We start from the raw sequence: 23,715 nt of genomic DNA, 5'->3' as shown, positions 1-23,715 counted from the left end.
CGGCCGGGACCTGCGGCAGGCCGGACCGGGCCGGGACGGTCAGCGCGCCTCGCGCCGGCGCAGGACGTCGATCATGACGGCGAGAGCGATCACCAGACCGATGACGATCTGCTGGACGAACGGCGAGACACCGAGCAGGTTGAGCCCGTTGTGCAGGACACCGATGATCAGGACGCCGATCAGGGTTCCGGTGACCGAGCCGACACCGCCGCTCAGGCTCGCGCCGCCGATCACCACGGCGGCGATCGCGTCGAGCTCGTAGCCCGTCCCGGCGCTCGGCTGCGAGGAGTCGAGACGCATCGCGAGGAAGACGCCGGCCAGGCCGACAAGAACGCCGGTCACGGTGTAGACGAGGATCGTCCGCTTCCGCACGCTGATGCCGGCGAGCCTGGCGACCTCCGAGCTGCCGCCGATGGCGTACAGCTCGCGCCCGCCGGTCCGGTAGCGCATGTAGGCCCACCCCGCCATGTACAGCACGACGAGCACGAAGGTGACGATGGTGAAGACGCCGAGGTAGCGGGTGGTGGAGAGGTTGTCGAACCAGTCCGGGTACCCGACGATCTGCTGGCCGTCGGTGATGACGTTGGCCAGGCCGCGGGCGACCGACATCATGGCCAGCGTGGCGATGAAGGGCGGGAGTCTGGTGAAGGTGATGCCCAGTCCGTTGACCAGGCCGCATATTCCGGCGACACCGATCGCGACGAGAGCACTGGGCAACAGCGGCCAGCCCTGGTCGTGGGAGAGCCACCCGAGCACCATGGTCGCCAGCGCCAGTACGGAGCCGACCGAGAGGTCGATGCCGCCCGTGATGATCACGGCGGTCATGCCCAGGGCGAGCAGCCCCAGGATCACCGCCTGATCGACGATGTTCAGCAGATTGTTCTGGGTCAGGAAATACGGTGACGCGATGAAGAAGACGACGCACATGGCGACAAGCCCGAGTGCGGGACCACGGGATCCAGTGAGCAGTCCGGTCGCCCAGGAGGGCGCCTTCAGCCGTCGTTCGTCCGGCTGTGCGTCCACGGGCTTCGCCGCGTTGCTGGTCGTACTCATGACAGTCTCCGGAGAGTAAAAGGTGTGCATCCAGGTCGGGGAGGGGTGGCAGGGACCGCGTTCGGTCACCGACGCTGTCGTGACCCGCGCGACGCGCTAGTTCATGAACATCCCTCCGTCGACGTTGATCGTCTGGCCGGTGATGTACGCCGCCTCCTCGGAGGCGAGGAAGAGAACGAGGCCGGCCACGTCGTCGGCGGTGCCGGCCCGCCCCAGCGGGATGCCCGCGACCCACTCGGCCATGAGCTCGCCCGGCTCGTAGTCACCGAGCAGCCGGCCCCAGGCGCGGTCGTTGTAGTCCCACATGTCGCTGCCGACGATGCCGGGGCAGTAGGCGTTGACGGTGATCCGGTCCTTGGCGAGTTCCTTCGCCAGGCTCTGTGTGAGCCCCACGACCCCGAACTTGCTGGCCGCGTAGTGCGGTGTGTAGACGAAGCCCTGGCGTGCCTGACCCGAGGCCGCGTTGAGGATGCGCCCTCCGCGTCCGTGCTTCCGCATGCCGGCGGCGGCGGCCTGCGCGCACAGGAAGGTGCCGGTGGTGTTGACGGCGAGGACCTTCTGCCAGTCGGCGAGGGTCAGGTCCTCCAGCGGGCTGATGGTGATCACGCCGGCGTTGTTGACCAGGATGTCCACGCCGTCCCCGGTCCGGTCGGCGATGCCGAAGGCACGGGCCACATCGTCCGCCGAGGTGACATCCGCGCGAACGCCGAGCGCGCTGCCGCCGGGGTGCTGGGCGGCGACCTGCTCGGCCGCCTCCTCGACGGCTGCGGACAGGTCGAGCATCAGGACGTCGGCGCCTTCTCCGGCGAACCTCGCGGCCACCCCGAGCCCGATGCCCTGTGCCGCCCCGGTGACGACGACGGTCTTGCCCTCGAACCGACGGGAATGTGTCAAAGCCATGATCGTTCTCCAGGGACGGAAAGGCGCGGAGCGGGCGGTGGGTCCATGGGCGGGGCCGGCTCGCCGACCGGTCCGGAACCGGTCGGGACGCGGTGGCTCCCGGCGCGGGCGACGCCGTGCGTGTTCCTGCGCACCGTCCCTGTCTCCTCCGGCCGGCGGTTCTCGTACGGTGGAGGCGATGCCGCCTTCCCGGAACACGTGGTCCCGGCTGGGTCTGTGGTGAGCATCTGGATCGTCCTCGATCGCTGGGGCCTTGGAATCCCACGGGTCTCGCGCTGACAGCCGGAAGGGCGTGGCGAGCGGGAGAGGGTGGGAACAGCTGGGGCTGTGCAGGTGCGGGGTGTAGGCGACGGCTCGACTGAATAAATATTCAGCAATGAATTGCGACGCTCATCATGCTGTGTGGGTTTCGGCCATGTGTCAATAGGGTGAATCGATGCCTTTGCGGGACCCGTCCTGGTCGCGCGACGCGGTGATCGGTGTCGCGGCGGAGGCGGCGTGAGCGGGGGGACGGGGCCGTTCACCGTCGGTGACCGGGAGTGGCATCGAGTGGCCGGTGAACTCCCGCCGCGAGTACGGTCTTTGGCGCCAGGTGTGGTGCGGCACCGGCGGCGCGGTGCGGTGCCGCGATTTCCCGCCAGGGCGGCGGGTCCGCCGGCGGTGTGCCGCGACGGCGGCGGCGGGCCGCGGACGCGGGGCGAAGAGGAGCTGTGGGCCGCGAGGCGGTACGGTCACGGACGCGCTCGGAGGCGCTCGGGCGCGTGACGCTCCGCGGTCCGGCCGCGCGCCTTCGGGGGCGAGCCGGGCAAGTGGCGGAACGTCTCACGCACCGCACGGGCGCGATCCGGCCCCCGCGCGAGGGTTGCGGCTACGTGCGGAACTGCCTTGAGGGTGTCTTCGGCATGATGCTGGGCACGGAGGTCGACTTCATCGTGCACGAGCCACCATGGCGCCGGTGGCCCCGGCCGTGTCCCGGCTGATCGCGGCGCCGGCGGCGCGATATGTCCGCGATGCTCAGTGCCGCCGCTCCGCGACGGCCACCTGGCTGAAGGTGAACGCCGAGGAGGTCAGGGCGGATCCCAGGGGCGGCGCCCTGTCGGCGCCCTGTCGGCGAGCCGGACGGCCGGAGACGGCCGGAGTACGGAGCGGACGGACATCGTCCGGGTCCGTCGGAGCGTACGGTCCCCACCGTCCGCGACCACGGCTGCGTCCGGCTCCGGCTCCGGGACGCGTCGGCACTGCCGCCGGGGCCCCGATCAGGCCGCGAGGACCTTGGCCTTGGCCTGTTCGAACTCGGCTGCCGTGATCTCGCCGTGGTTCTTGAGATCGGCGAGCCGCGACAGTTCCTCCGCCTGGCTGCCGGTTCCGGCACTCTGGCGTACGTAGGAACGGAACTGCTCCTCGTTCCGGCGGGCCTGCTTCATCTCGCGCTCGCCCATCGACCGCCCGCGGGCGATCAGGTACACGAACACGCCGAGGAAGGGCAGCAGGATGACGAAGATGGTCCATCCTGACTTGCCCCAGCCGCTCAGCTCGTCGTCCCGGAAGATGTCGCCGATGACGCGGAAGAGCAGCATGAACCAGAGCACGCAGAGAAGGATCATCATCATGGTCCAGAACGCGTTCAGCAGCGGGTAGTCCACCGCCAGGTTCAGCATCGAGTCCTTCATAGTCCGCCTCCATGGCACTTCGTCTGCCGCGCCGCCGTACCGGTCGACGCCCGCATGCGGGCGGGGGACAACAGTGAGCGGACGTGGTCCGCGATCTCCGGCCATCGGCACATGAGCAACCACGTGTGTCCCTGCCGCACCTTCGGGAATACCGTGATGTCCCGTTCGCCCCCGGCTTCCGGGTCTGGGCTGATCGGGCGGCTTTCATCCGGCCCATTTCATTGTCGTCTCCCTCGCCGCGCATCGCCAGGTGGGTCGGCGGCCACCGGATACGGGGCCCTGCGGTGGGCATCCTGCGACGCGGCCGCCACGGGGACGCGACAGAGCGCGTATCGCGGGCGTCCAGAACCTTGCCAGCCCGGCGGAAGCCGCCCTATCCTCCGATCGAAAGCGCTTTCTCCCTTCGTGATCCTCGTTCCGGTGGGAGTCAAGTCGCGGCAGACCACCGCGACTTCACGCAGGAGCCGCCACCGATCCGGCACGGGGTCGCACTCAGGACGCCGACGCGTCGTGGAGCGAAGGGTGTACGCCATGACGAAGACGCATCGCGCCGTCCGGCACGGTCTCGGCGGCGACGGCTTCCTGTGACGGGAAGCCGGTCGCGCGGGTTCGGGCCGCGCACGAACGACCGGCTTGATCGCACCGAAGAAGAGCACCCGTAAGGGGGCCGAGCGGGGCCTGGCCGGAGAGATCCGGTGCTGAATTGGCATGGTCATGACATGTTGCGCGCTCGGTATTCCAAGACGACCAAGGAGAGAACGAGCATGAGGAAACCAGTCTCACTGCGCCTCTACGCGGCGCTGGCCACCGCGGCCCTCGCGGCCGCCACCGGTGTGGTGGTCTCGACGCCCACGGACGCGGTCGCGGTCGGCAGCGCCACCGGTTACGCGACCCAGAACGGCGGGACCACCGGCGGGGCGGGCGGAGCGACCGTACGGGCCACCACGGGCACCGCGATCCACCAGGCCCTGTGCGGTCGGGCCAGCAGCAGCACCCCGATCACCATCGAGGTCGAGGGGACCATCAACCACGGCAACACCAGCAAGGTGTCGGGCAGCAGCTGCAACACCGCCGCCGGGGTGATCGAGCTCAAGGAGATCAGCAACGTCACGATCCTGGGGGTCGGCGGCGGAGCCGTCTTCGACCAACTCGGCATCCACATCAGGGACTCCAAGAACATCATCATCCAGAACGTGACCGTGCGGAACGTCAAGAAGTCCGGCTCGCCCACGTCCAACGGGGGCGACGCCATCGGTATGGAGCGCAACGTCCGCAACATCTGGGTCGACCACACCACCCTGGAGGCGTCGGGCGGCGAGTCGGAGGGGTTCGACGGCCTCTTCGACATGAAGGACAACACTCAGTACGTGACCCTGTCCTACAGCATCCTGCGCAACTCCGGCCGCGGCGGTCTCGTCGGATCCAGTGAGACCGAGGTCTCGAACGGCTTCATCTCGTACCACCACAACCGGTACGAGAACATCGACTCCCGCGCGCCCCTGCTGCGGGGCGGCATCGCCCACATGTACAACAACCACTACGTGCGGCTCAACGAATCCGGCATCAACTCCCGTGCCGGGGCCCGGGCCAAGGTGGACAACAACTACTTCAAGGACTCCAAGGACGTCCTCGGCACCTTCTACACCGACACGGTCGGCTACTGGCAGGTCTCCGGCAACACGTTCGACAACGTCACCTGGTCCACCCCCGGCAGCGAGAACAAGCCCGCCGGGCCCAACCCGCAGTCCAACACCACGGTCAGCATCCCGTACTCCTACAGCCTCGACGCGACGGCCTGCGTGCCGAACATCGTGAGCCGGACGGCCGGAGCGGGCAAGGGGCTGCAGGTGTCGAACGGCAGTTGCTAGCGCCGGGAGGAGTGGATTCCGGACACCGCGACGCGGGTCGTGCCGTATCGCCGACGCTCCGGCCGTCCGGCACGGCGCCGGCCGGCCGGAGTCACGGCGGTCACCGCGCGGCGGGCTCATCCGGGGGCAGGCCCGCGCGGTGTCGTCCGGTGACGCATTCGATGAGCGCCTGCCAGCTGTTGACGAGATGGTCGGCGGTGCCCGGGGCCGGCGGTGCGGCGGGGGCGGCCGTGGAGACGTAGAGCAGCAGGGGACCCTCCAGGGCCGCCGCGAGCTGGAGGGTGAGGCTGTCCAGCTCGGGCATGTCCCCGCAGGTCCGGCCGAGGAGCATACGGATGTGGAGCCGGGTCATGTTGACCCCGCTCTCGGGCGTCGGCCCGCCCCGCTCCATCGCGGCCCGTGCGATGACGTGGTGGTGCAGGAGGAAGGGGATACGGGCGCGGCCGTAGGCGATCAGGCGGTCCTTGGGGTCGGCGCCCGGCCCGAGCGGCGGCGGGCCGGACAGCACCTGCTCCTGGAAGCGGCGCTCGTCGTCCTCCAGCAGGGCGCGGAAGATTCCGGCGCGGGTGCCGAAGCGGCGGAAGACGGTGCCCTTGCCCAGCCCGGCGCGTTCGGCCAGGCCGTCCATGGTCAGCCTTTCCGCGCCGTGCTCCGCGAGCATCTCGCGCGCGGTCTCCAGCAGGCGCTCGCGATTGCGCACCGCGTCGGCGCGTTCCCCACGCGGCTTCCCGAAGGGCACTACAGGCCGGTTCACACGGCCAATCTACCCTCTGGAACATAACCGGGGTGAAGTCCGTTTATGCTGGCGGGTGTCGCGCGGCGCCGGACGACACCCGGGCCCGCCGTACCCCGCCATGCCCGCAGCCGCGGACTGCCCGCCTCAAGGAGTCACGTACATGAACCTGTTCCGCCTGGACGCCAGCATCCTGCCCGGTGCCTCCCACAGCGCCCAGCTCGCCGACCTCGCCGAGGCCGAGTGGACCGCCGCACACCCCCAGGGCACGATCACCCGGCGCCACCTGGGCACCGACCCGCTGGCCGCGGACGCCTGGGCCCACGCCACCACCGCCGGGTTCACCCCCGAGGCGGACCACACCCCGGGGCAGCGCGAGGCGCTCGCCCTCGCCGCCGAGCTGGCCGGGGAGCTGGAGAACGCGGACACCGTGATCCTGGCCGTGCCGCTCTACAACTACGGTGTCTCGCAGCACTTCAAGACCTGGGCCGATCTGGTCATCGCGGGCGCGGGGCCCACCGCCCCGCTGCTGAAGGGCACCCCCACCCTTCTGGTCACCACCCTCGGCGGCGGCTACGGCCCCGGCACCCCGCGCGAGGGCTGGGACCACTCCACCCCGTACCTGGAGCGCGTGGTCGGCGACATCTGGGAGGCCGACCTCACCCTCGTCAAGCGTGAGCTGACCCTCGCGGCCACCAACCCGGCCATGGAGAGCCTGCGGGACCTCGCCGAGGAGCAGCACACCCAGGCCCGGGCCGCCGCCCGCGACGCCGGCCGGGTCCTCGCCGGCAACTGACCGTCCTGAACCAGCCTGCTCCTGACAGGGGGGCAGGCTGGTTCAGACCGGCGCCGTGCTCACGTCAGGACGGCGGGCTCCCAGGCGCGGTCGACCACCCGTACCAGACCCAGGTCCGTCAGTTTCACCTGCGGGGAGACCGGCAGCGTCATGGTCGAGAGGGACATGAACGCGTTCCGGTGCGCCCAGCCCCAGCTGTGCAGGGCGTCGCGGATCGCGGCCGCGCCCCGCGAGACCTCTTCGGCGGGGCGGTCGGACAGGACCCCGGCCACCGGCAGCGGCAGATGCACCGGCTCCTGGCCCGCGGCGACCACACAGATCCCGCCGCCCGAGCCGATGACCCGGTTGGCGGCCTCGCGCAGCGCCGCGGGGGTCGTGGCGATCACCGTCAGGTTGTGGCTGTCGTGCGCGTACGTGGTGGCCGCGGCCCCGTCCGACAGGTCGAAGCCGACCACCGGCGCCGTCGCGCGCCGCCCGCTGCGGTGGTGGCGTTCGAAGACGGTCAGTACGGCCGTCCGGCCCTCCCAGCGCACGACGCCGTCCCGTACGGGCAGGACGACCTCGGCCGGTTCGGTGAAGGTGTCCACGGGATTGACCCGCAGGGCCCGGAAGGTGTGCTCGCCGTCCGGCAGGTCCACGGTCCACGCGTGGTCGTCCGCCGTCAGTGGGCCGAGGTGGACGGAGTCGGCGAACGGGTTGCCGGACAGCTCCGCGGGGGCGCTCTCCTCGACCGGCTCACCGCCACAGACGACCGTGACGGGGGTGAAGTCGGCCAGGTCGCGCAGGAGCACCAGGTCCGCGCGCCGGCCGGGCGCCACCACGCCCCGGTCGTCCAGGCCGAGGCGGCGGGCCGGGTGCAGGGTCAGCGCGCGCAGCGCCGTCAGCGGGTCCATCCCGGCGCCGACGGCGACCCGCGCGATGTGGTCGAGGTGGCCGCGCCCGACGATGGCGTCGGCCGCGAGATCATCGGTGACCAGGCAGAAGTCGGGCAGGACGGGCAGCGCGGCGAGGCTGCTCACCAACTCCGGGGTGAGGCACTTCTCCTGGAGCATCAGCAGCATCCCGAGCCGGGCCTTCTCGACCGCGACCTCCGGGGAGTTCTTGGTGTGGTCGGAGTCGATGCCCGCCCACAGGTACTCGCCCAGGTCGTCGCCGGACAGGTTGGGGCAGTGCCCGTCCAGCCGTACGCCCTTGGCACGGGCCGCGGCGACGATCTCGCGCATCCGCTCGCCGCCGTCGACCACGGCCCGGTAGTCCATCACCTCGCCGAGCGTGGTGACGCCCTCCCAGTCCAGCATCTCGGCGATGTCGTCGGCGCCCAGCGCCGCCCCCGCCGTCTCGAACCCCTCCAGGGCCGGTACGCAGGAGGGCACCGCCCACAGCATGGACTGCCGGGCGCCACGGCCCTGTTCGATCATCCACGCCATGGCCGCGCGCCCGGCGACGTTGACGATCTCGTGCGGGTCGGCGAGGACCGTCGTGGTGCCGCGGGGCAGCGTGATCCTGGCGAACTCGCGCGGGGCGAGCAGCGAGCTCTCGATGTGCATGTGCGCGTCGATGTAGCCGGGCGCCACCAGCAGCCCGTCGGCGTCGATGACGCGCGCGGCCTCGATCCGGGTGCCGGGACGGAGCAGGGCGCGGATCAGGTCGCCGGTGATCGCGACGTCGGCGGCGGTCAGTTCCCCGGTGTGTACGGAGACCACGCGGGCTCCGCGGATCAGCAGGTCGCAGTGGCTGGGCGCAGGCATCGAGGGTTCTCTCGTTCGGTCGACCGGCTTCGGTCGACAGCTTCGGTCGACAGCTTCGGTGGGCGGCTTCGGTGGGCGTGACGGCGTCGGCCGCGGCATGCCCGGGGCGCGCGCGGCGGATCAGGCCGGGGCGGCCGGCGGCCCGCTCCCGGGCGCGTCGGCCCCGTACGTACGCAGCAGCCGGGAGATCAGGAAGGCGCGGAAGGCGTCGGCGTCCACCCCGGTGGCCACCTTGGCGTTGGGCGCGAACCCGGTGCGGCCGTGCACATCGGCGATCAGCTTGCCGCGGGAGAACTCACCCCCGCACTCCACCGTCACCCACGCGTCGGTCCACTCGATCAGGTCCGGGCGTACGGCGGCGGCCACCGCCAGCGCGTCGTGGACCGCGCAGGCGTCGACGCCGTGGCGCCGCGCGTACCGCGTGGCCAGGTGGTCGAGCATCCGGCCCGCCGCGCCGGTGACCGGCCCGCCGTCGGCCAGCAGCCGGTCGATGTCGGACCGCGTCGTCAGCGCCGCGCGGGTCACGTCGAGTCCGACGATCCGCAGCGGCACCCCGGCCTCGGTCACGAACCGGGCCGCCTCGGGATCGGCGAAGAAGTTGAACTCGGCCGACGGCGTGACATTGCCCGGGGCGAAGGCCGCCCCGCCCATCACCACGATCTCCTTGATCGAGGGGGCGGCCTCCGGGTGGGCGTGCAGCAGCGCCGCGACATTGGTGAGCGGCGCGGTGGCGATCAGCGTGAGGCCCCCGGGCCGACAGGCGCGCAACCGCGCCGCGAGCCAGGCGACGGCGTGGTCCGGGTGCGCCGCCCGCGCCGACGGAGGCAGCCGGACGCCGCCGAGTCCGCCCTCGCCGTGCACGGGTTCGTCCGGGACCCGGACGGCGCGGGCGAGGGGGCCCGCATGGCCGCGCGCCACCGGCAGGTCCGGCTGTGCGCCGATCAGATCGCAGAGGCGCAGCGCGTTGTCGACGACCTGTCCGATGCCCACGTTCCCGGCGACGGTGGTGATGCCGGTGACGTCGAGTTCGGGTGAGGCGAAGGCCAGCAGGAGGGCGACGGCGTCGTCGATGCCGGGATCGCAGTCGATGACGACGGGCTCCGGGCGGGGCGCCTCAGGGGGCGCCGCCTCCGGGAGGGCGGTCCCGGAGCGGGGTGTCTCGGAGCGGCCCGCCTCAGGGCCAGGCGTTTCGGAGCGGGGCGTCCGCGGGTGGCTCATCCGGACACCTCGCGCTGGAAGCGGTCGACCCACTTGTCGTTGTTCTCGGCGGCCAGCTTCAGATCGGGGGTGGTGAAGCCGTTCGCCGCCGGGTCGGCGGCCGCCTCGCCCACCACCTCGGTGATCGCCGCCGGGATCGTGGCGTCCTTGTTGACCGGCTTGTCGTGGAAGGTGGCCGCGGCCTTCTCCTGGACCTCCTTCGACAGCAGGTAGTCGATGAACTTCTCCGCGCCCGCCTTGTTGTGGGCGCCCTTCACCAGCTGCGCGGTGTTGGAGACCACGTAACGCCCCTTGTCGAGGGGCGCCCAGGCGATCGGCTTGCCCGCCGTGACCGAGTCGATGGCGAAGAGGTCGAGGGCCGGGGCCATCTCCACCTCGCCCCGGTCGAGCAGGCTGACGAGTTCGGTGCTGCGGTTGAAGTACTTCAGTACGTTGGGGGAGTTGGCGGCGAGCTTCTCGAACGCCGTGTCGGTGTCCCCGGGGCCGGAGCCGTACGTCGCCGCGGTGCTGTAGAGGAAGGGCACCCCGGCGCTGGTCGAGATGTCGGGGAGGGCGATCCGCCCCTTGTTCCCGGCGTCCCACAGGTCCTTGATGCCGGGTGCCTTGTCGACCTTGTCGGTGCGGTAGAGCATGCCGAGCAACTGGTAGGTGTACGCGGGGGCGTAGCCGTCCTCGTCCTTGGCGAAATCGTGGATCTTCGCCAGGTTGGGCAGGGCCGACGCGTCGACCTTGTCGAACAGCCCCTGCTCGCGGCCCATCCGGGCGAACAGGTCGGAGATCATGACGACGTCGACCGTCGGGTTGGAGCGGTTGATCCTGAGCTTGGTGAGCCGCTCGGCGTTGGCTCCGCTCTCGATCTCGACCTCGATGCCGGTCTCCTTCTCGAACGGCTTGACGATGTTCTTCTCGAACAGGTCGGCGCCGAAACCGAAGGTGGAGACGGTCAGCTTCTTGGGATCCTGCTCTCCGGCGGCGGAGCCGGCGCAGCCGGCGAGTGGCAGGATCAGCAGGGTGGCGGCGGTGGTGACGGCGAGTCGCCTCATGGCGTGGGAGTCTCCTGGCTCTGGGGGAGGTCCGCGGCGTGCGTCGCGGGGAGGTCTACGGCGTGCGTCGCGGGGAGGTCCCCGGCGGGCTCGGCGGGCTTGGCGGGTTCGGCGGGCAGGTCCACGGCGTGTTCGGCGGGGAGGTGCAGGCGCACCCGCCGCCCGGCGCTCAGCCCGAAGTCGGTGCTGGTGGCCAGGACGGTGCGGCCCTGGGACGCGGCGGTGACGACACAGTCGGTGCCGCGGAACCGTACGGCGGTCAGGGTGGCGTCGACCGTGGTGCCGCCGGCGGGTGCCGGGGCCTCGGCGGCCAGCACCCCGACGTGCTCCGGGCGGATGGTGACCGTACGGCCGTCCGGCAGCTCGACGAAGTTGTCGTAGCCGAGGAATTCGGCGACGAAGCGGCTCGCGGGGGCGCGGAACACCTCGCGCGGGGCGCCCTGCTGGGCGACGGTCCCCTGGTTGAGGATGACCATGCTGTCGGCCAGCTCCAGCGCCTCCTCCTGGTCATGGGTGACGAGGATCGCGGTGAGCCCGGTCTCCTGCTGGATACGGGCGAGCTCCTGGCGCATCTGGATCCGCAGCCGCGCGTCGAGGTTGGACAGCGGCTCGTCCAGGAGCAGGACGGAGGGGCGTACGGCGATGGCGCGGGCGAGCGCGATGCGCTGCTGCTGGCCGCCGGAGAGCTGCTTCGGCTTGCGGCCGGAGAGGTGGGAGAGGCCGACCATCTCCAGCGCCTCGCCCGTCCGGGTGCGCCGCTCGTCGTCCGGGACGCCTCGCATCTTCAGTCCGAAGGCGACGTTCTTCTCCACGGTCATGTGCGGGAAGAGCGCGTACGACTGGAAGACCATGCCGATGTTGCGGCGCTCGGCCGGGAGCCGGGTGGCGTCCTCGCCCTCCAGCAGGATGCGGCCGGCGGTGGGCTCCAGGAACCCGGCGATCATGCGCAGGGTGGTGGTCTTGCCGCAGCCGCTGGGACCGATGAGCGCGGTGAACTCCCCGCGGCGCACGGTCAGATCGAGGTCCCGGACCGCCGCGGTCCCGCCGAACTCCCGGTGGACCGATTCGAGTTGAACCACTGGCTTCATCGAAGTACTCCTGTCGCTCCCGTCGCTCCGGTCGCCCTGGGCGCTCCGGTCGCTCCTGTTGTCGCCCGCCGCGCTCATCGGCCGAAGACCTTGTTGAAGCCGACGAGGCGTTCCGTCAGCAGGGCCGCGCCCACCGTGGCGGCGAGCAGCAGGGTGCTCACCGCGGCCACCACCGGGTCGTAGGAGAACTCGACGTAGTTGAGCATCTCGACGGGCAGGGTGGAGATTCCCGGTCCCTTGAGCAGCAGCGAGAGCGGGACGTTGTTGAACGAGGTGAGGAAGGACAGCACGGACGCCGAGACGATGCCCGGTGCCATCACGGGCAGGGTGATCGAGAAGAACGTCCGCAGGGGCCCGGCGCCGAGGCCGCGGGCCGCCTCCTCCAGGGCCGGGTCCGAGAGCGCCAGCGAGGCGCCTGTGACCCGGACCGCGTACGGCAGCAGCAGGACGGTGTGGCCGATCAGCAGCGCGCCCAGCGCGGTGATCCGCAGGGTCACCATGAGCTGCTGGAAGAGGGCGAAACCCAGGACGAGTTCGGGGACGATGGCGGGGGAGAGGAAGAGGTTCTCCACCGCCTTGCGGCCCCGGAAGCGGTGGCGCTGCACGGCCAGGGCCACCGGGATGCCCAGCACCAGCGCCAGCAGGGTCGCCACCGCGGCCACCAGCAGACTGGTCAGCAGCCCCTGCTGGAAGGCGGCGTTGGAGAGCGCCTGCTCGAACCAGCGGGTGGAGAGCCCGGACGGCGGGAACTCGACGGTGTCCCCGGACGAGAAGCCGATGGCGACGACGAGCAGGATCGGGCCGAGCAGAAAGGCCATGGCCAGGGTGGCCAGGAGGGTGAGTACGGGGCGTCGGCGTGTCACGACGCGGCCACCTTGTTTCACGACGTGGCCACCTTCGCCGATATCCGGCCCGAGGCCCAGCCGACCACGAGCACCAGTACGGTCATGAGCAGGGCGACGGCGCCGGCCCCGTTCCAGTCGAGTTTCACGTTCGCGTAGTCGTACAGCAGGGTCGCCAGGGTCCGGTTACGGGAGCCGCCGAGCAGCAGCGGCGTGGTGAAGGCGGTGACCGCCCCGGCGAACACCAGCGTCGCCCCGACCAGGACGCCGGGCACCGCGAGCGGCAGCACGATCTGCCGGAAGGCCCGGCCGGGGCTCGCGCCGAGGCCGCGGGCGGCGTCCTCCAGACCGGGATCGATGTGCGACAGCGAGCTGTACGAGGTCAGGATCATCAGCGGCATGAAGAGCTGGGTGAGACCGGCGACCAGGGCGAACTCCGTGTACAGCAGCTCCGGCGGGCTGTCGGTGAGCCCGGTCGCCAGGACGACCTCGCTGATGATGCCGTTGCGGCCGAGGATGACCAGCCAGGAGAAGGTCCGTACGACCGTGCTGAGCAGCAGCGGGAAGACCGCGAGCGCGAGCAGCAGCCCCTGGCGGCTCTTCGGGGCGCGGGAGATGAGATAGGCCGTCGGGAAGCCGAAGAGCAGACAGACGACGGTGACGGTGACGGCCACGCGCACGGTCCGGGCGAGGACGCCCAGGACGTAGCCGTCGGTGAGCAGCGAGCCCAGGGTGCCGACGACATCGGGGTCCTCGGCGGCGGGCGGCGCGAAGAGCGTCGTGACGAAGGGGAACGCGAAGCCGAAGGCCAGCAGGGCCAGGCCGGGCGCGAGCAGCAGCCCCAAGGTGGCCTTCCGGGACACGGCCACGCCTCCTCTCTGGATTTCTGTCGGATGGTTCCGATGTTTCTGCCGGATGTTTCTGTTCGGAGTTTCCTACAACCGGTTGCTGCAACCGGTTGCAGCAACCGGCAGTGGGGGACGATACTCACGCTGGAATCGAGGCGTCAACGCGCTCGTGTAAAGATCTCGTTACGCACACCCTGGGGGCGGAGATGGTGAGGCTGTCGGACGTGGCACGCGCGGCGGGGGTGTCCACGGCGACCGCGTCCCGCGCGCTGAGCAGGCCCGGCATGGTCGCGGCCGGCACGCGCGAGCGGGTACGGGCCGCCGCCGAGGCCATGGGGTTCGAGTTCAACGCCAGCGCTCGCGCGCTGACCACCGGCCGGACCGGTCTGACCGGCGTCCTCGTCCCGAGCCTCGCCAACCCCTACTTCGCCCCCATCGTGACCGGGGTGCAGCGGGCGCTGTCGCAGCACGGCGACAACATCCTGCTCGCCGTCTCGGAGGGCTCCCGGAGCAGCGAGGAGAAGCTGGCGGGGAAGCTCGCCTCGCGCGTCGACGGGCTGGTCTTCATAGCTCCCGTGAGTCCGGACCCGGTGATCAGGGCCTTCACCGCGAAGCTGCCGGCCGTCACCGTGGACCGTACGGTGCCCTCGGTGCCCGGCGTCCTGATCGACACCCCCGGCGGCGTCGCGGACATCGTGACGCACCTGGCGGGCCTCGGCCACCGGTCCATCGCCTATGTGGGCGGCCCGGAGGGCTCGTGGATGGCCGAACGCCGCACCGCCGCCGTCGAGGAGGCGGCCGACCGGGGCGGTGTCGACCTCACGGTCCTCGGCCCCGTCGCCCCCCGGATCGACGCGGGACTGGCGGTCGCCGAACACATCGCCGCCGAACGGGCCGTCACCGCCGTGGTCGCGTACAGCAGTTACCTGCTGATCGGCCTGCGCCTGGGGCTGCGCGACGCCGGGGTGCGGGTCCCCGGCGACATCAGTCTGGCCGCGTCGGACGATCTGACCGCGATCAGTACGGACCGGCCCGACACCACGGCGCTGCGCGTCCCCCTCGAAGAGGCGGGTACCGAGGCGGTACGTCTGCTCCAGGAGCCGAACCCGCCCAAGCGCGCCCGCCGGGTGCGCGTCGCCACCGAACTGATCGTCGGCGTCTCCACGGCGCCGGTCGCCGGGGACGCCGAGGCCGTGGACGGCGGCGCGGTGTGACCGGCCCGGTGTGACGCGGTGCTTCGGGGGTGCGACCGGCCCGGTGTGACCGTCCGGGTCAGCTCGCGGAGAGGCTCTGCTCCGCCCAGATCGTCTTGCCGGTGTACGTCTGGCGGGTGCCCCAGCCCTGGGTGAGCTGCGCGACGAGGAGCAGTCCGCGGCCGCCCTCGTCGGAGGTACGGGCCCGGCGCAGGTGAGGTGTGGTGCTGCTGCCGTCGGAGACCTCGATGACGAGGTCGCTGTCGCGGATCAGCCGGAGCCTGACGGGGGCGTCGCCGTACCGGACGGCGTTGGTGACCAGCTCGCTGACGACCAGTTCGGTCACGAACGCCGCCTCGTCCAGGCCCCAGGCGGCCAGTTGACGGCAGGCGTTCTTCCGGGTCTCCGCGACGGCGGCGGCGTCGTGCGGCACCTCCCAGGTGGCGACGTGGGCCGCGTCCAGGGCACGGGTACGGGCCATCAGCAGGGCCACGTCGTCGGCCGGGCGGTCCGGGAGGAGCGCGCGGAGCACGGCGTCGCAGGTGGCGTCCAGGGACGGGGCGGGACGGGCCAGCACCTCGCGCAGCGTGCCGAGGCTCTCGTCGATGTCGCGGTCACGGGACTCCACGAGACCGTCGGTGTACAGCACCAGGACGGACCCCTCGGGCAGCTCCAGCTCCGTGGTCTCGAAGGGCAGGCCGCCGAGGCCCAGCGGCGGGCCCGCGGGGACGTCGAGGAACTCCACGGCGCCCCCCGCGGTCACCAGCGCGGGCGGGAGATGGCCGGCGCGCGCCAGGGAGCAGCGCCGGGAGACCGGGTCGTAGACGGCGTACAGGCATGTCGCGCCGGTGTCGCCGGTGGCACCGGCGCCGTCCTCGCCGTCCGCCTCGGCGGAGAGGTGGATGACGAGGTCGTCCAGATGGGTCAGGAGTTCGTCGGGCGGGAGGTCGACGTCGGCCAGGGTGCGGACGGCGGTGCGCAGCCGGCCCATGGCGGCCGAGGCCTGGACGCCATGGCCGACCACGTCGCCGACGACGAGGGCGACCCGGGCGCCGGAGAGGGGGATCACGTCGAACCAGTCGCCGCCGACACCCGCCTGTGTGCTGGCGGGCAGATAGCGGGACGCGACCTCGACGGCGGCCTGCCGGGGCGGCCGGGCCGGCAGGAGACTGCTCTGGAGGGTGAGGGAGGTCCGGCGCTCGCGGGCGTAGCGGCGGGCGTTGTCGACGCACACCGCGGCCCTGGCGGTGATCTCCTCGCCCAGGAGCAGGTCGTCCGGGGTGAAGGACTCCGCGCGCCGGTGGCGGCTGAAGACGGCCACGCCGAGGGTGATGCCGCGGGCCCGCATCGGCACGGCCAGCACCGAGTGGATGCCGTACCGCCGCACCCGGTCGGCCCGCTCCGGGTCCTCGCGCTCCCACCCGGCCAGCCCGCGGTCGGTCAGCTCCCGGATCAGCGGCCGGCCCGTGGCCAGGCACTCCGCCACGGGCGAGGTGGCCGGGTACGTGGCCACCGCGCCGCGCGGGATCACGGCCTCGGGACAGCCCGCCAGTACGGAGCGGACGGCGACCCGGCGCAGCACGACGGGGCCGCTCGGGGCACCGGCGCGCAGGTCGCCGCCGCCTTCGATGGAGGGGAGCAGGTCGACGGTGACGAAGTCGGCGAGCTGCGGGACGGCCACGTCGGCCAGCTCCTCCGCGGTCCGGGCGAGGTCCAGGGTGCTGCCGATCCGCATGCTGGCGTCGTTGAGCAGCACCAGCCGCTCCCTGGCCAGGTGTTCCTCGGTCATGTCCCGCGCCGAGAGGAGTACGCCCCGCAGCGTTCCCGCGGTGTCCCGCACCGGGACGAGGGAGAGCGCCCAGACGCTCTCCCGTTCGTGGCCCGCCAGCCGCAGCGCCACCCGCCCCTGCTGCGGCGCGCCGGTCGCCAGCACCCGGCGCATGAGCTGTTCCGTCCGGTCGCCCTGCGGATCCGCCACGATCTCCGAGACGCGCAGGCCCCGCATCGCCTCCTCGGGCAGCCCCATCACGCGTTCCATGTCCTGGTTCGCCAGCCGCAGCCGCAGACCGGTGTCGTAGAACGCCATCGTGGCCGGTGACTGGGCGAACGCCCACAGCGCCAGCGCCTCGGCGGGCAGCGGCGTCGGCGGGCCGACGAGCGCGGAGACCAGGAGCCATCCGCCACCACCACCGCCGTCACCGCCGTCACCGCCGTCACCGGTGACGCCTCCGTCCCTTTCGTGCCCTCCGTCGCCGCCCGCGTGGTCCGGCATCCGGTGGTGGGCCAGCAGGCTCACCGGGAGGGCGTGGCCGTCCCGGTGGCGGAGCGTCACCGTCCCGTTCCACCGCGGCAGCGTCCGCAGGGCGCGCACCGTCCCCGGGTGCGGTTCCGTGGCCAGCAGCCCGGCCGCGGCCCGTCCGACGACCTCGGAGGACCGGTAGCCGAGCAGCCGCCGCGCTCCCTCGTTCCAGCCGGTGACGATCCCGCGCGGATCCAGGGTGACCCTCGCCGTGGCGCTTTCCGCGGCGGGATCCTCCAGCCACGCCGCCCGGTCGCCACCGGCGGCCTCCGATCGCGTCATCGTGCACAACCGCCCTCGCCTCGGTCCTTCCACCATGGGCCCGTGGCCCGGGCAGGAGCAAACGAGGGCGGCGGGCGTCGACGGGGAGGGGCATCGGCGGCGGCGGGAGCCGAAGGTTAATCCGTCACCGCAGACCCATTGACCCCGTGGGGCCCACCTCTCTAGCCTCTCTAACCTCCGTTCTTGTACATGGACGACGTCTTTATATGGAGACAAAGCGCTGATCCCCGCTCCGCCGTGAGGCGCGGTCCGCCCGCCCGCGTTCGCACCCCTTGCTCCACCGCACGGTTCATCCGCTTGCCCGGTGCACAGTTCGGTGCACAGTTCAAAGGGGAACTGACCCATGCCACTTGTCGTCGTAGGGATCAGCGTCCTGGTCCTGCTCTTCCTCATGACACGGCTCAAGCTGAACGGTTTCGCCGCCCTCCTGCTCGTCGCCGTCGGGGTCGCCGTCGTCCAGGGCATTCCCCTCACGGAGATCGCGGACGTCCTCTCCGAGGGCATCGGCGGACAGATCGGCGACACGATGCTCACCATCGGGCTCGGCGCGATGGTCGGCCGGGTGATGGGGGACTCCGGGGCCGCCCAGCGCATCGCCACCAGACTCCTCGCCGTCTGCGGCACCCGCGGGGTGCAGGTGGCGATGGTGGCGACGGCCATGCTCATCGGCGTCACGATGTTCTACGAGGTCGCCTTCGTCATCATCGTGCCGGTCGTCTTCACGCTCGTACGCGTCACCCGGGCCAACCTCCTGTGGGTCGGGCTGCCGATGTCCATCGCCCTGTCCACCATGCACAGCTTCCTGCCGCCGCACCCGGGGCCGACCGCGGTGGCCTCGACCTTCCACGCCTCGGTCGGACTGACCCTGTTCTACGGTCTGTTCATCGCCGTGCCGATCGGCGCGGTCATCGCCCTGGTGTGGCCGCGGCTCGCGTTCGTCCGGGCCATGAACCCCTCCGTGCCCAAGGGCCTGGTGAGCGAACGCGTCTTCGAGGAAGAGGAGATGCCGGGCACGGCCTGGTCGCTGGCGGTCGCCCTGCTGCCCGTCGTGCTGATCGCGGGTGCCGCGGTCACCGACATGGCCACCTCGGCGCAGACCCCGCTCACCCACTTCGTCGCCTTCATCGGCTCGGCCCCGATCGCCCTGCTGCTGACGCTGCTCGTGGCGATCTGGGCGTTCGGGCCGCGGATCGGCCGGAGCCTGTCGGAGGTCAGCGCCTCGTGCCGGGGAGCGGCGCAGGCGATGGCGATGATCCTGCTGGTGATCGGGGCCGGCGGGGCCTTCAAGCAGGTCCTCGTCGACGGCGGCATATCGGACTACATCAAGGACGTCACCGACGGCTGGTCCATCTCGCCGGTCGTCCTCGCCTGGCTCGTGGCCGTGATCCTCAGGGTCGCCCTGGGGTCGGCGACGGTCGCCGTCGTCACCGCGTCCGGCGTGGTGCTGCCGCTGCTCGCGGGCAGCGGGGTACCGCCCGAGATCATGGTGCTGGCCGTCTCCTGCGGCTCGATCGCCTTCTCGCACGTCAACGACCCGGGCTTCTGGATGTTCAAGGAGTACTTCAACCTGTCGGTCATCGAGGCGATCAAGGCACGTACCACCTATACGACCGTGCTCTCCGTCCTCGGACTCGGCGGTGTGCTCCTCCTGGAACGCGTCCTGGACATCCTCAACATCTGACATCTGACATCTGACGTCTGCCCCTGTCCTCTGCCTCTGTCCTCTGCCACCTGTTCTCTGCCGCCGGCCCCCGCCCGCGCTCCCGGAACCGCCCCGCACCATCCGCACCCTGGAAGGACTCGCCCCATGAGCCAGCCCGTCGTCACCGGCTTCTCCGTGTATCCGGTGGCAGGCCGTGACTCCATGGCACTCAACCTCTCCGGCGCCCACGCCCCGTACTTCACCCGCAACGTCCTGGTGGTCCAGGACTCCGAGGGCCGGACCGGCGTGGGCGAGGTGCCGGGTGGCGAGCGCATCACCCGTACGCTGCGCGAGGCCCAACCCCTCGTCGTCGGAAGCCGGTTGGGCGACCACAAGCGGGTACTGCGGGCCCTGGGGGAGCGGTTCGGCGGCCGGGACGCGGGTGGGCGCGGGGAGCAGACCTTCGACCTGCGCACCACGGTGCACGCGGTGACGGCCGTCGAATCGGCGCTCCTCGACCTGCTGGGCCAGCACCTGGAGGTGCCGGTGGCCGCGCTGCTCGGGGACGGCAAACAGCGTGACGCGGTACGGGTCCTCGGCTACCTCTTCTACGTCGGCGACCCCGGCAGGACCGATCTGGAGTACGTCCGGGAACCCGGCGCGGACGTCGAGTGGTACCGCGTCCGCCGCGAGGAGGCGCTGACCCCGGAGTCGATCGTCCGGCAGGCGGAGGCGACGTACGAGCGGTACGGCTTCCGGGACTTCAAGCTCAAGGGCGGTGTCCTGCCGGGGGCGGAGGAGGTCAAGGCCGTACGCGCGCTGAAGGAACGCTTCCCCGGGGCGCGGATCACCCTCGACCCCAACGGGGCCTGGTCGCTGCGGGAAGCGGTCGAGCTGTGCCGGCCGCTGGTGGGTACGCTCGCGTACGCCGAGGACCCGTGCGGAGCCGAGGACGGGTTCTCGGGCCGGGAGATCCTGGCGGAGTTCCGCCGGGCCACCGGCCTGCCCACCGCGACCAACATGGTCGCCACGGACTGGCGCCAGCTCACCCACGCGATGGCGCTGCAGTCGGTCTCCATCCCGCTCGCCGACCCGCACTTCTGGACCATGCAGGGGTCGGTGCGGGTGGCCCAGCTCTGCCATGCGACGGGACTGACGTGGGGCTGCCACTCCAACAACCACTTCGACATCTCGCTGGCGATGATGGCCCACTGCGGGGCCGCCGCCCCGGGGGAGTACAACGCCCTGGACACCCACTGGATCTGGCAGGAGGGCCTGGAGCGGCTGACCGTGGAGCCCCCGCGCATCGTCGCCGGCGAGGTCGCCGTCGACGACACCCCGGGGCTCGGCGTCGAACTCGACATGGACCGCCTTCTCGCCGCCCACGAGCTGTATGCGGAGAAGAACCTCTCCGGCCGGGACGACGCCGCCGCGATGCGATTTCTGGTACGGGACTGGGAGTTCGACAGCAAGCGTCCCTGCTTGGTGAGATGAGGCATTGCCGCGATCATGTCCCGCATTTTGCCGCGGGGGAACGCGGCTGCGGTGCGAAGGCGTACCAAGGCGCGACAGGCCGTCAGAAGAATGAATCGCCCGGTGAATTCGGAGGCGCTCCGGTTCAATTCCCGTCGGGCGTTCCCAGTTGTCGGGGAGTGGGGTGGGAGGGCGATGGATCCTCCCGCCACCGGTGACCGATAAGGGTGTTTTGTCTGTATTTCCCGTTAAGTGAAGTTGAGTGGCGTTAGGGGCACTTGTAGCCTCTGACGCCTTTTGCCTGTCCGATTATTCCGTTACGTTCGTGACCTGTGTCACCCCCGTCTCGGCAGGTGGGCGTGGCGAGGCGGACGCTTTCTCTCCCAGGAGAGGAAAGTTGAGTTCCCGGGAGGCTCCCGAAAGGGCGATTGACCCGAAAATTCGGAACTTGTGCCGTCCTGATATCTCGCTTACGTTCTCGTCCATCCGGATGGAACGCCCAATCCTGCCGCTGTCCGGAGACCCACACACCTATCCGTCACAAGGCAGGAGCGGGGGACCCAGGTAAGTCGCCGGTCCGGATTTCCGGAACGGCTCGGGGTGAAGCCGTACGCACCGCCGTACGGCCGGGCATCTCCAGCCCGAACCCGACAGCTCACCTCGCAGGCGACGGAGAGGAATTCGTCGTGCCCAGAAACGCCAAGCACCGCCGCCCCAGAACCGGCTCGCTCGCCCGTCGCCTCGTCGCGGTCGGCACCGGGGGCGCGGCTCTCGCGATTCCGCTGGTCACCGCGGCCACCGCCCACGCGGCGCCCGCGACGGTGGAACACGTCCGTGCGGCCAAGGCCGCGGAGGCTCCCGCCGCCACACCGAAGACCACCGCCACGACCTATGTCGTGGTCGAGGGCGACTCCCTGTCGAAGATCGCGCAGGCCTACTCCATCAGCGGCGGCTGGCAGAAGCTCTACGAGGACAACCGGAGCGCCGTCGGCGCCAACCCGTCCCTCGTGCACCCCGGCCTCAAGCTGACCCTCAACGGGAAGAAGGCGGCCGCCCCGGCGACCACCGCCACGGAGACGAGCACGAAGACGAGCACGGAGTCCGCCGGGAGCGGCTCGGTCGAGCAGGCCGTCGCCAAGACGTACACCGACAACCTGGACGGCTGGATCCGCGAGGCGCTGGACATCATGGCCCAGCACGGGATCCCCGGCAGCTACGAGGGCATCCACCGCAACATCATGCGTGAGTCCTCGGGCGACCCGAACGCCATCAACAACTGGGACATCAACGCCCAGAACGGCGTCCCGTCCAAGGGCCTGCTCCAGGTCATCGCCCCGACGTTCCAGGCGTACCACGTGCCCGGTACGGCGATGGACGCCTACGACCCGGTCGCCAACATCACGGCCGCGTGCAACTACGCCGCCGACCGGTACGGCTCGATCGACAACGTGAACGGTCCCTACTGACCGGACCCGCGTCGCCCGGCGGGTGACGAACGCACCGGGCCCCGGCCCCGCCGTCCTGCGACGGCGGGGCCGGGGCCCGTTCGCGTACGTGTCACACGTATCGCACGGGTCACACCCGCCGCGCTCGTAGCTCCCGTACGCCCGCCACCGCCAGCACGAGCGCCGTGGCGCCCAGGGACCAGAGGAGCTGCGGGCGGGCCGCGTCGTCGAGGAGCATCAGCACGAACACCGTCGCCATCGCGGCGAGCGTCACCCACGTCAGGCCGGGGAACAGCCACATCCGCAGGACCAGGCGCTCCGGCGCCTCCCGCTCGACGCGCGGGCGCAGCCGCAGCTGCGAGACGGCGATCATCGCCCAGACGAAGAGCAGCACCGCGCCGACCGCGTTGAGCATGTACAGGAAGACCGAGTCGGGCCACTTCAGATTGAGCAGGACGGAGACGAACCCGAACGCCACCGACGCCAGCACCGCCCGCCGGGGCACGCCCGACCCGCTCACCTTCAGCAGGGCCTTCGGCGCCTCGCCCCGCTCGGCCAGCGAGAAGACCATCCGGGAGGAGCCGTACAGGTTGGCGTTGAGCGCCGAGAGCAGCGCCACGAACACCACGATGTTCATGATCTGCCCGGCCGACGGGATACCGATCGCGTCGAGGACCGTGACGTACGGGCTGAGCCCCGCCTTCTGCGCCGTCCAGGGCAGCACGGCCACGATGACCGCCATCGAGCCGACGTAGAAGAACAGGATCCGGTAGACCGCGCTGCGCACCGCGCGGGCCACCGAGCGCACCGGGTCGTCGGACTCGGCCGCCGCGATCGTGACGACCTCCAGACCGCCGAAGGCGAAGATCACGGCGAGCACCCCGGAGGTCACGCCCTGCCAGCCGTTGGGGAGGAAGCCGCCCTGCCCGGTGAGGTTGGCGAGACCGGCCGGGCGGGTGTCGGGCAGGACACCGAAGACCGCGAGGAGCCCCAGGACCAGGAACGCGACGATCGCGAAGACCTTCAGGGCGGCGAAGCAGAACTCGAACTCGCCGAAGTTCTTCACGGCGGCGAGGTTCGCGCCCGTGAAGACGACCATGAAGACCAGGACCCACGCCCACTGCGGTACGGAGGGCAGCCAGCCGTTGGCGATCCGCGCCGCCCCCGTCGCCTCCACGGCGAGCACGACGACGAGCAGGAACCAGTACAGCCAGCCGACGCTGAAACCCGCCCACCGGCCGAGCGCGCGCTCGGCGTGCACGGAGAACGACCCCGACGCGGGCAGCGCCGTCGACATCTCGCCCAGCATCCGCATCACGCACATCGCGAGCGCGCCCGCGATCAGGTACGAGACGACGATCCCGGGTCCGGCCAGCGCGATCCCGGCGCCGGAGCCGACGAAGAGCCCGGCGCCGATGACGCCGCCGAGCCCGAGCATGGTGAGATGGCGCTGCTTGAGCCCGCCGGCCAGCGGTTCGGCGGATTCGGCGGCCGGTGTGGCGGCGGGGCGGGGGGTGAGTCGGTCGTGCATGGGGAGAGCTCAGACTGCTTTCGGGGCCGGTGAGGGGGACGCG

17 protein-coding genes, 1 pseudogene and 1 riboswitch are annotated in these 23,715 nt (G+C 71.2%); of the genes and pseudogenes, 6 read left to right on the top strand and 12 right to left on the bottom strand.

Features of this window, described 5'->3' with window-relative positions; genetic code table 11:
- Positions 1 to 39: 39 nt before the first annotated feature.
- The 3 genes from AB0P17_RS10735 to AB0P17_RS10725 form a co-directional block, all read right to left on the bottom strand.
- Positions 40 to 1,053, bottom strand: a complete 1,014-nt coding sequence (locus tag AB0P17_RS10735; RefSeq protein ID WP_365809576.1) for an ABC transporter permease — start codon at positions 1,051 to 1,053, stop codon at positions 40 to 42.
- A 96-nt stretch (positions 1,054 to 1,149) separates the two neighbouring features.
- Positions 1,150 to 1,953 (bottom strand): SDR family oxidoreductase, encoded by an 804-nt coding sequence (locus AB0P17_RS10730; protein WP_365809575.1) that lies wholly within the window; start codon positions 1,951 to 1,953, stop codon positions 1,150 to 1,152.
- Positions 1,954 to 3,209: 1,256 nt separating this feature from the next.
- Positions 3,210 to 3,623, bottom strand: a complete 414-nt coding sequence (locus tag AB0P17_RS10725; protein WP_365809573.1) for an SHOCT domain-containing protein — start codon at positions 3,621 to 3,623, stop codon at positions 3,210 to 3,212.
- Positions 3,624 to 4,387: 764 nt separating this feature from the next.
- On the opposite strand from AB0P17_RS10725, the pseudogene AB0P17_RS10720 reads away from it, so the two are divergent.
- A pseudogene (locus AB0P17_RS10720) lies at positions 4,388 to 5,488 on the top strand (pectate lyase); the annotation flags it as partial.
- A gap of 103 nt (positions 5,489 to 5,591) precedes the next feature.
- On the opposite strand, the gene AB0P17_RS10715 reads toward AB0P17_RS10720, so the two are convergent.
- The gene (locus AB0P17_RS10715; RefSeq protein ID WP_365809571.1) at positions 5,592 to 6,245 is read right to left on the bottom strand and encodes a helix-turn-helix domain-containing protein; all 654 of its coding nucleotides are present in this window, start codon (positions 6,243 to 6,245) and stop codon (positions 5,592 to 5,594) included.
- A 142-nt stretch (positions 6,246 to 6,387) separates the two neighbouring features.
- Here AB0P17_RS10715 and AB0P17_RS10710 point away from each other — a divergent pair, with 142 nt between their 5' ends.
- Entirely contained in the window at positions 6,388 to 7,020 is a 633-nt protein-coding gene (locus AB0P17_RS10710) for an NAD(P)H-dependent oxidoreductase (protein WP_365809569.1), read from the top strand.
- A gap of 59 nt (positions 7,021 to 7,079) precedes the next feature.
- Here AB0P17_RS10710 and AB0P17_RS10705 read toward each other — a convergent pair whose 3' ends face one another.
- From AB0P17_RS10705 to AB0P17_RS10680, 6 genes are all read right to left on the bottom strand, one after another.
- Positions 7,080 to 8,768 (bottom strand): adenine deaminase C-terminal domain-containing protein, encoded by a 1,689-nt coding sequence (locus tag AB0P17_RS10705; RefSeq protein WP_365809567.1) that lies wholly within the window; start codon positions 8,766 to 8,768, stop codon positions 7,080 to 7,082.
- Between the two features lie 120 nt (positions 8,769 to 8,888).
- Entirely contained in the window at positions 8,889 to 9,986 is a 1,098-nt protein-coding gene (locus AB0P17_RS10700; protein WP_365809565.1) for a nucleoside hydrolase, read from the bottom strand.
- A complete protein-coding gene (locus AB0P17_RS10695) occupies positions 9,983 to 11,029 on the bottom strand; it encodes an ABC transporter substrate-binding protein (RefSeq protein ID WP_365809564.1) in 1,047 nt (348 codons plus the stop codon). Before AB0P17_RS10695 ends, AB0P17_RS10700 begins: the two co-directional genes overlap by 4 nt.
- Positions 11,026 to 12,117: an ABC transporter ATP-binding protein gene (locus tag AB0P17_RS10690; RefSeq protein ID WP_365809562.1), complete on the bottom strand. Its 1,092-nt coding sequence runs from the start codon at positions 12,115 to 12,117 to the stop codon at positions 11,026 to 11,028. The genes AB0P17_RS10695 and AB0P17_RS10690 overlap by 4 nt, the downstream gene beginning before the upstream one ends.
- A 74-nt stretch (positions 12,118 to 12,191) precedes the next feature.
- Positions 12,192 to 12,980, bottom strand: a complete 789-nt coding sequence (locus tag AB0P17_RS10685; RefSeq protein ID WP_365809560.1) for an ABC transporter permease — start codon at positions 12,978 to 12,980, stop codon at positions 12,192 to 12,194.
- Positions 12,981 to 12,997: 17 nt separating this feature from the next.
- The gene (locus AB0P17_RS10680; RefSeq protein ID WP_365809558.1) at positions 12,998 to 13,822 is read right to left on the bottom strand and encodes an ABC transporter permease; all 825 of its coding nucleotides are present in this window, start codon (positions 13,820 to 13,822) and stop codon (positions 12,998 to 13,000) included.
- A gap of 191 nt (positions 13,823 to 14,013) precedes the next feature.
- On the opposite strand from AB0P17_RS10680, the gene AB0P17_RS10675 reads away from it, so the two are divergent.
- The gene (locus AB0P17_RS10675; protein WP_365809556.1) at positions 14,014 to 15,021 is read left to right on the top strand and encodes a LacI family DNA-binding transcriptional regulator; all 1,008 of its coding nucleotides are present in this window, start codon (positions 14,014 to 14,016) and stop codon (positions 15,019 to 15,021) included.
- A 58-nt stretch (positions 15,022 to 15,079) separates the two neighbouring features.
- Here the strand turns inward: AB0P17_RS10675 and AB0P17_RS10670 are convergent, their stop codons facing one another.
- Positions 15,080 to 17,581, bottom strand: coding sequence for a SpoIIE family protein phosphatase (locus AB0P17_RS10670; protein ID WP_365809554.1), 2,502 nt, complete (start codon positions 17,579 to 17,581; stop codon positions 15,080 to 15,082).
- 343 nt (positions 17,582 to 17,924) lie between these two features.
- On the opposite strand from AB0P17_RS10670, the gene AB0P17_RS10665 reads away from it, so the two are divergent.
- The 3 genes from AB0P17_RS10665 (at position 17,925) to AB0P17_RS10655 (ending at position 22,162) form a co-directional block, all read left to right on the top strand.
- The gene (locus AB0P17_RS10665; RefSeq protein WP_365809552.1) at positions 17,925 to 19,262 is read left to right on the top strand and encodes a gluconate:H+ symporter; all 1,338 of its coding nucleotides are present in this window, start codon (positions 17,925 to 17,927) and stop codon (positions 19,260 to 19,262) included.
- Between the two features lie 126 nt (positions 19,263 to 19,388).
- Positions 19,389 to 20,717, top strand: coding sequence for an enolase C-terminal domain-like protein (locus AB0P17_RS10660; protein WP_365809551.1), 1,329 nt, complete (start codon positions 19,389 to 19,391; stop codon positions 20,715 to 20,717).
- A gap of 497 nt (positions 20,718 to 21,214) precedes the next feature.
- Positions 21,215 to 21,378, top strand: a riboswitch (cyclic di-AMP (ydaO/yuaA leader).
- 4 nt (positions 21,379 to 21,382) lie between these two features.
- A complete protein-coding gene (locus AB0P17_RS10655) occupies positions 21,383 to 22,162 on the top strand; it encodes a LysM peptidoglycan-binding domain-containing protein (protein ID WP_365809549.1) in 780 nt (259 codons plus the stop codon).
- Positions 22,163 to 22,271: 109 nt separating this feature from the next.
- Here the strand turns inward: AB0P17_RS10655 and AB0P17_RS10650 are convergent, their stop codons facing one another.
- Positions 22,272 to 23,672, bottom strand: a complete 1,401-nt coding sequence (locus tag AB0P17_RS10650; protein ID WP_365809547.1) for an amino acid permease — start codon at positions 23,670 to 23,672, stop codon at positions 22,272 to 22,274.
- Positions 23,673 to 23,715: the final 43 nt, after the last annotated feature.

The sequence above is a fragment of the Streptomyces sp. NPDC088124 genome, from assembly GCF_040685895.1.
Classification (GTDB): domain Bacteria; phylum Actinomycetota; class Actinomycetes; order Streptomycetales; family Streptomycetaceae; genus Streptomyces.
The sequence above is the reverse complement of the archived record's forward strand: the minus strand, read 5'-3'. Positions and strand labels throughout refer to the sequence as shown.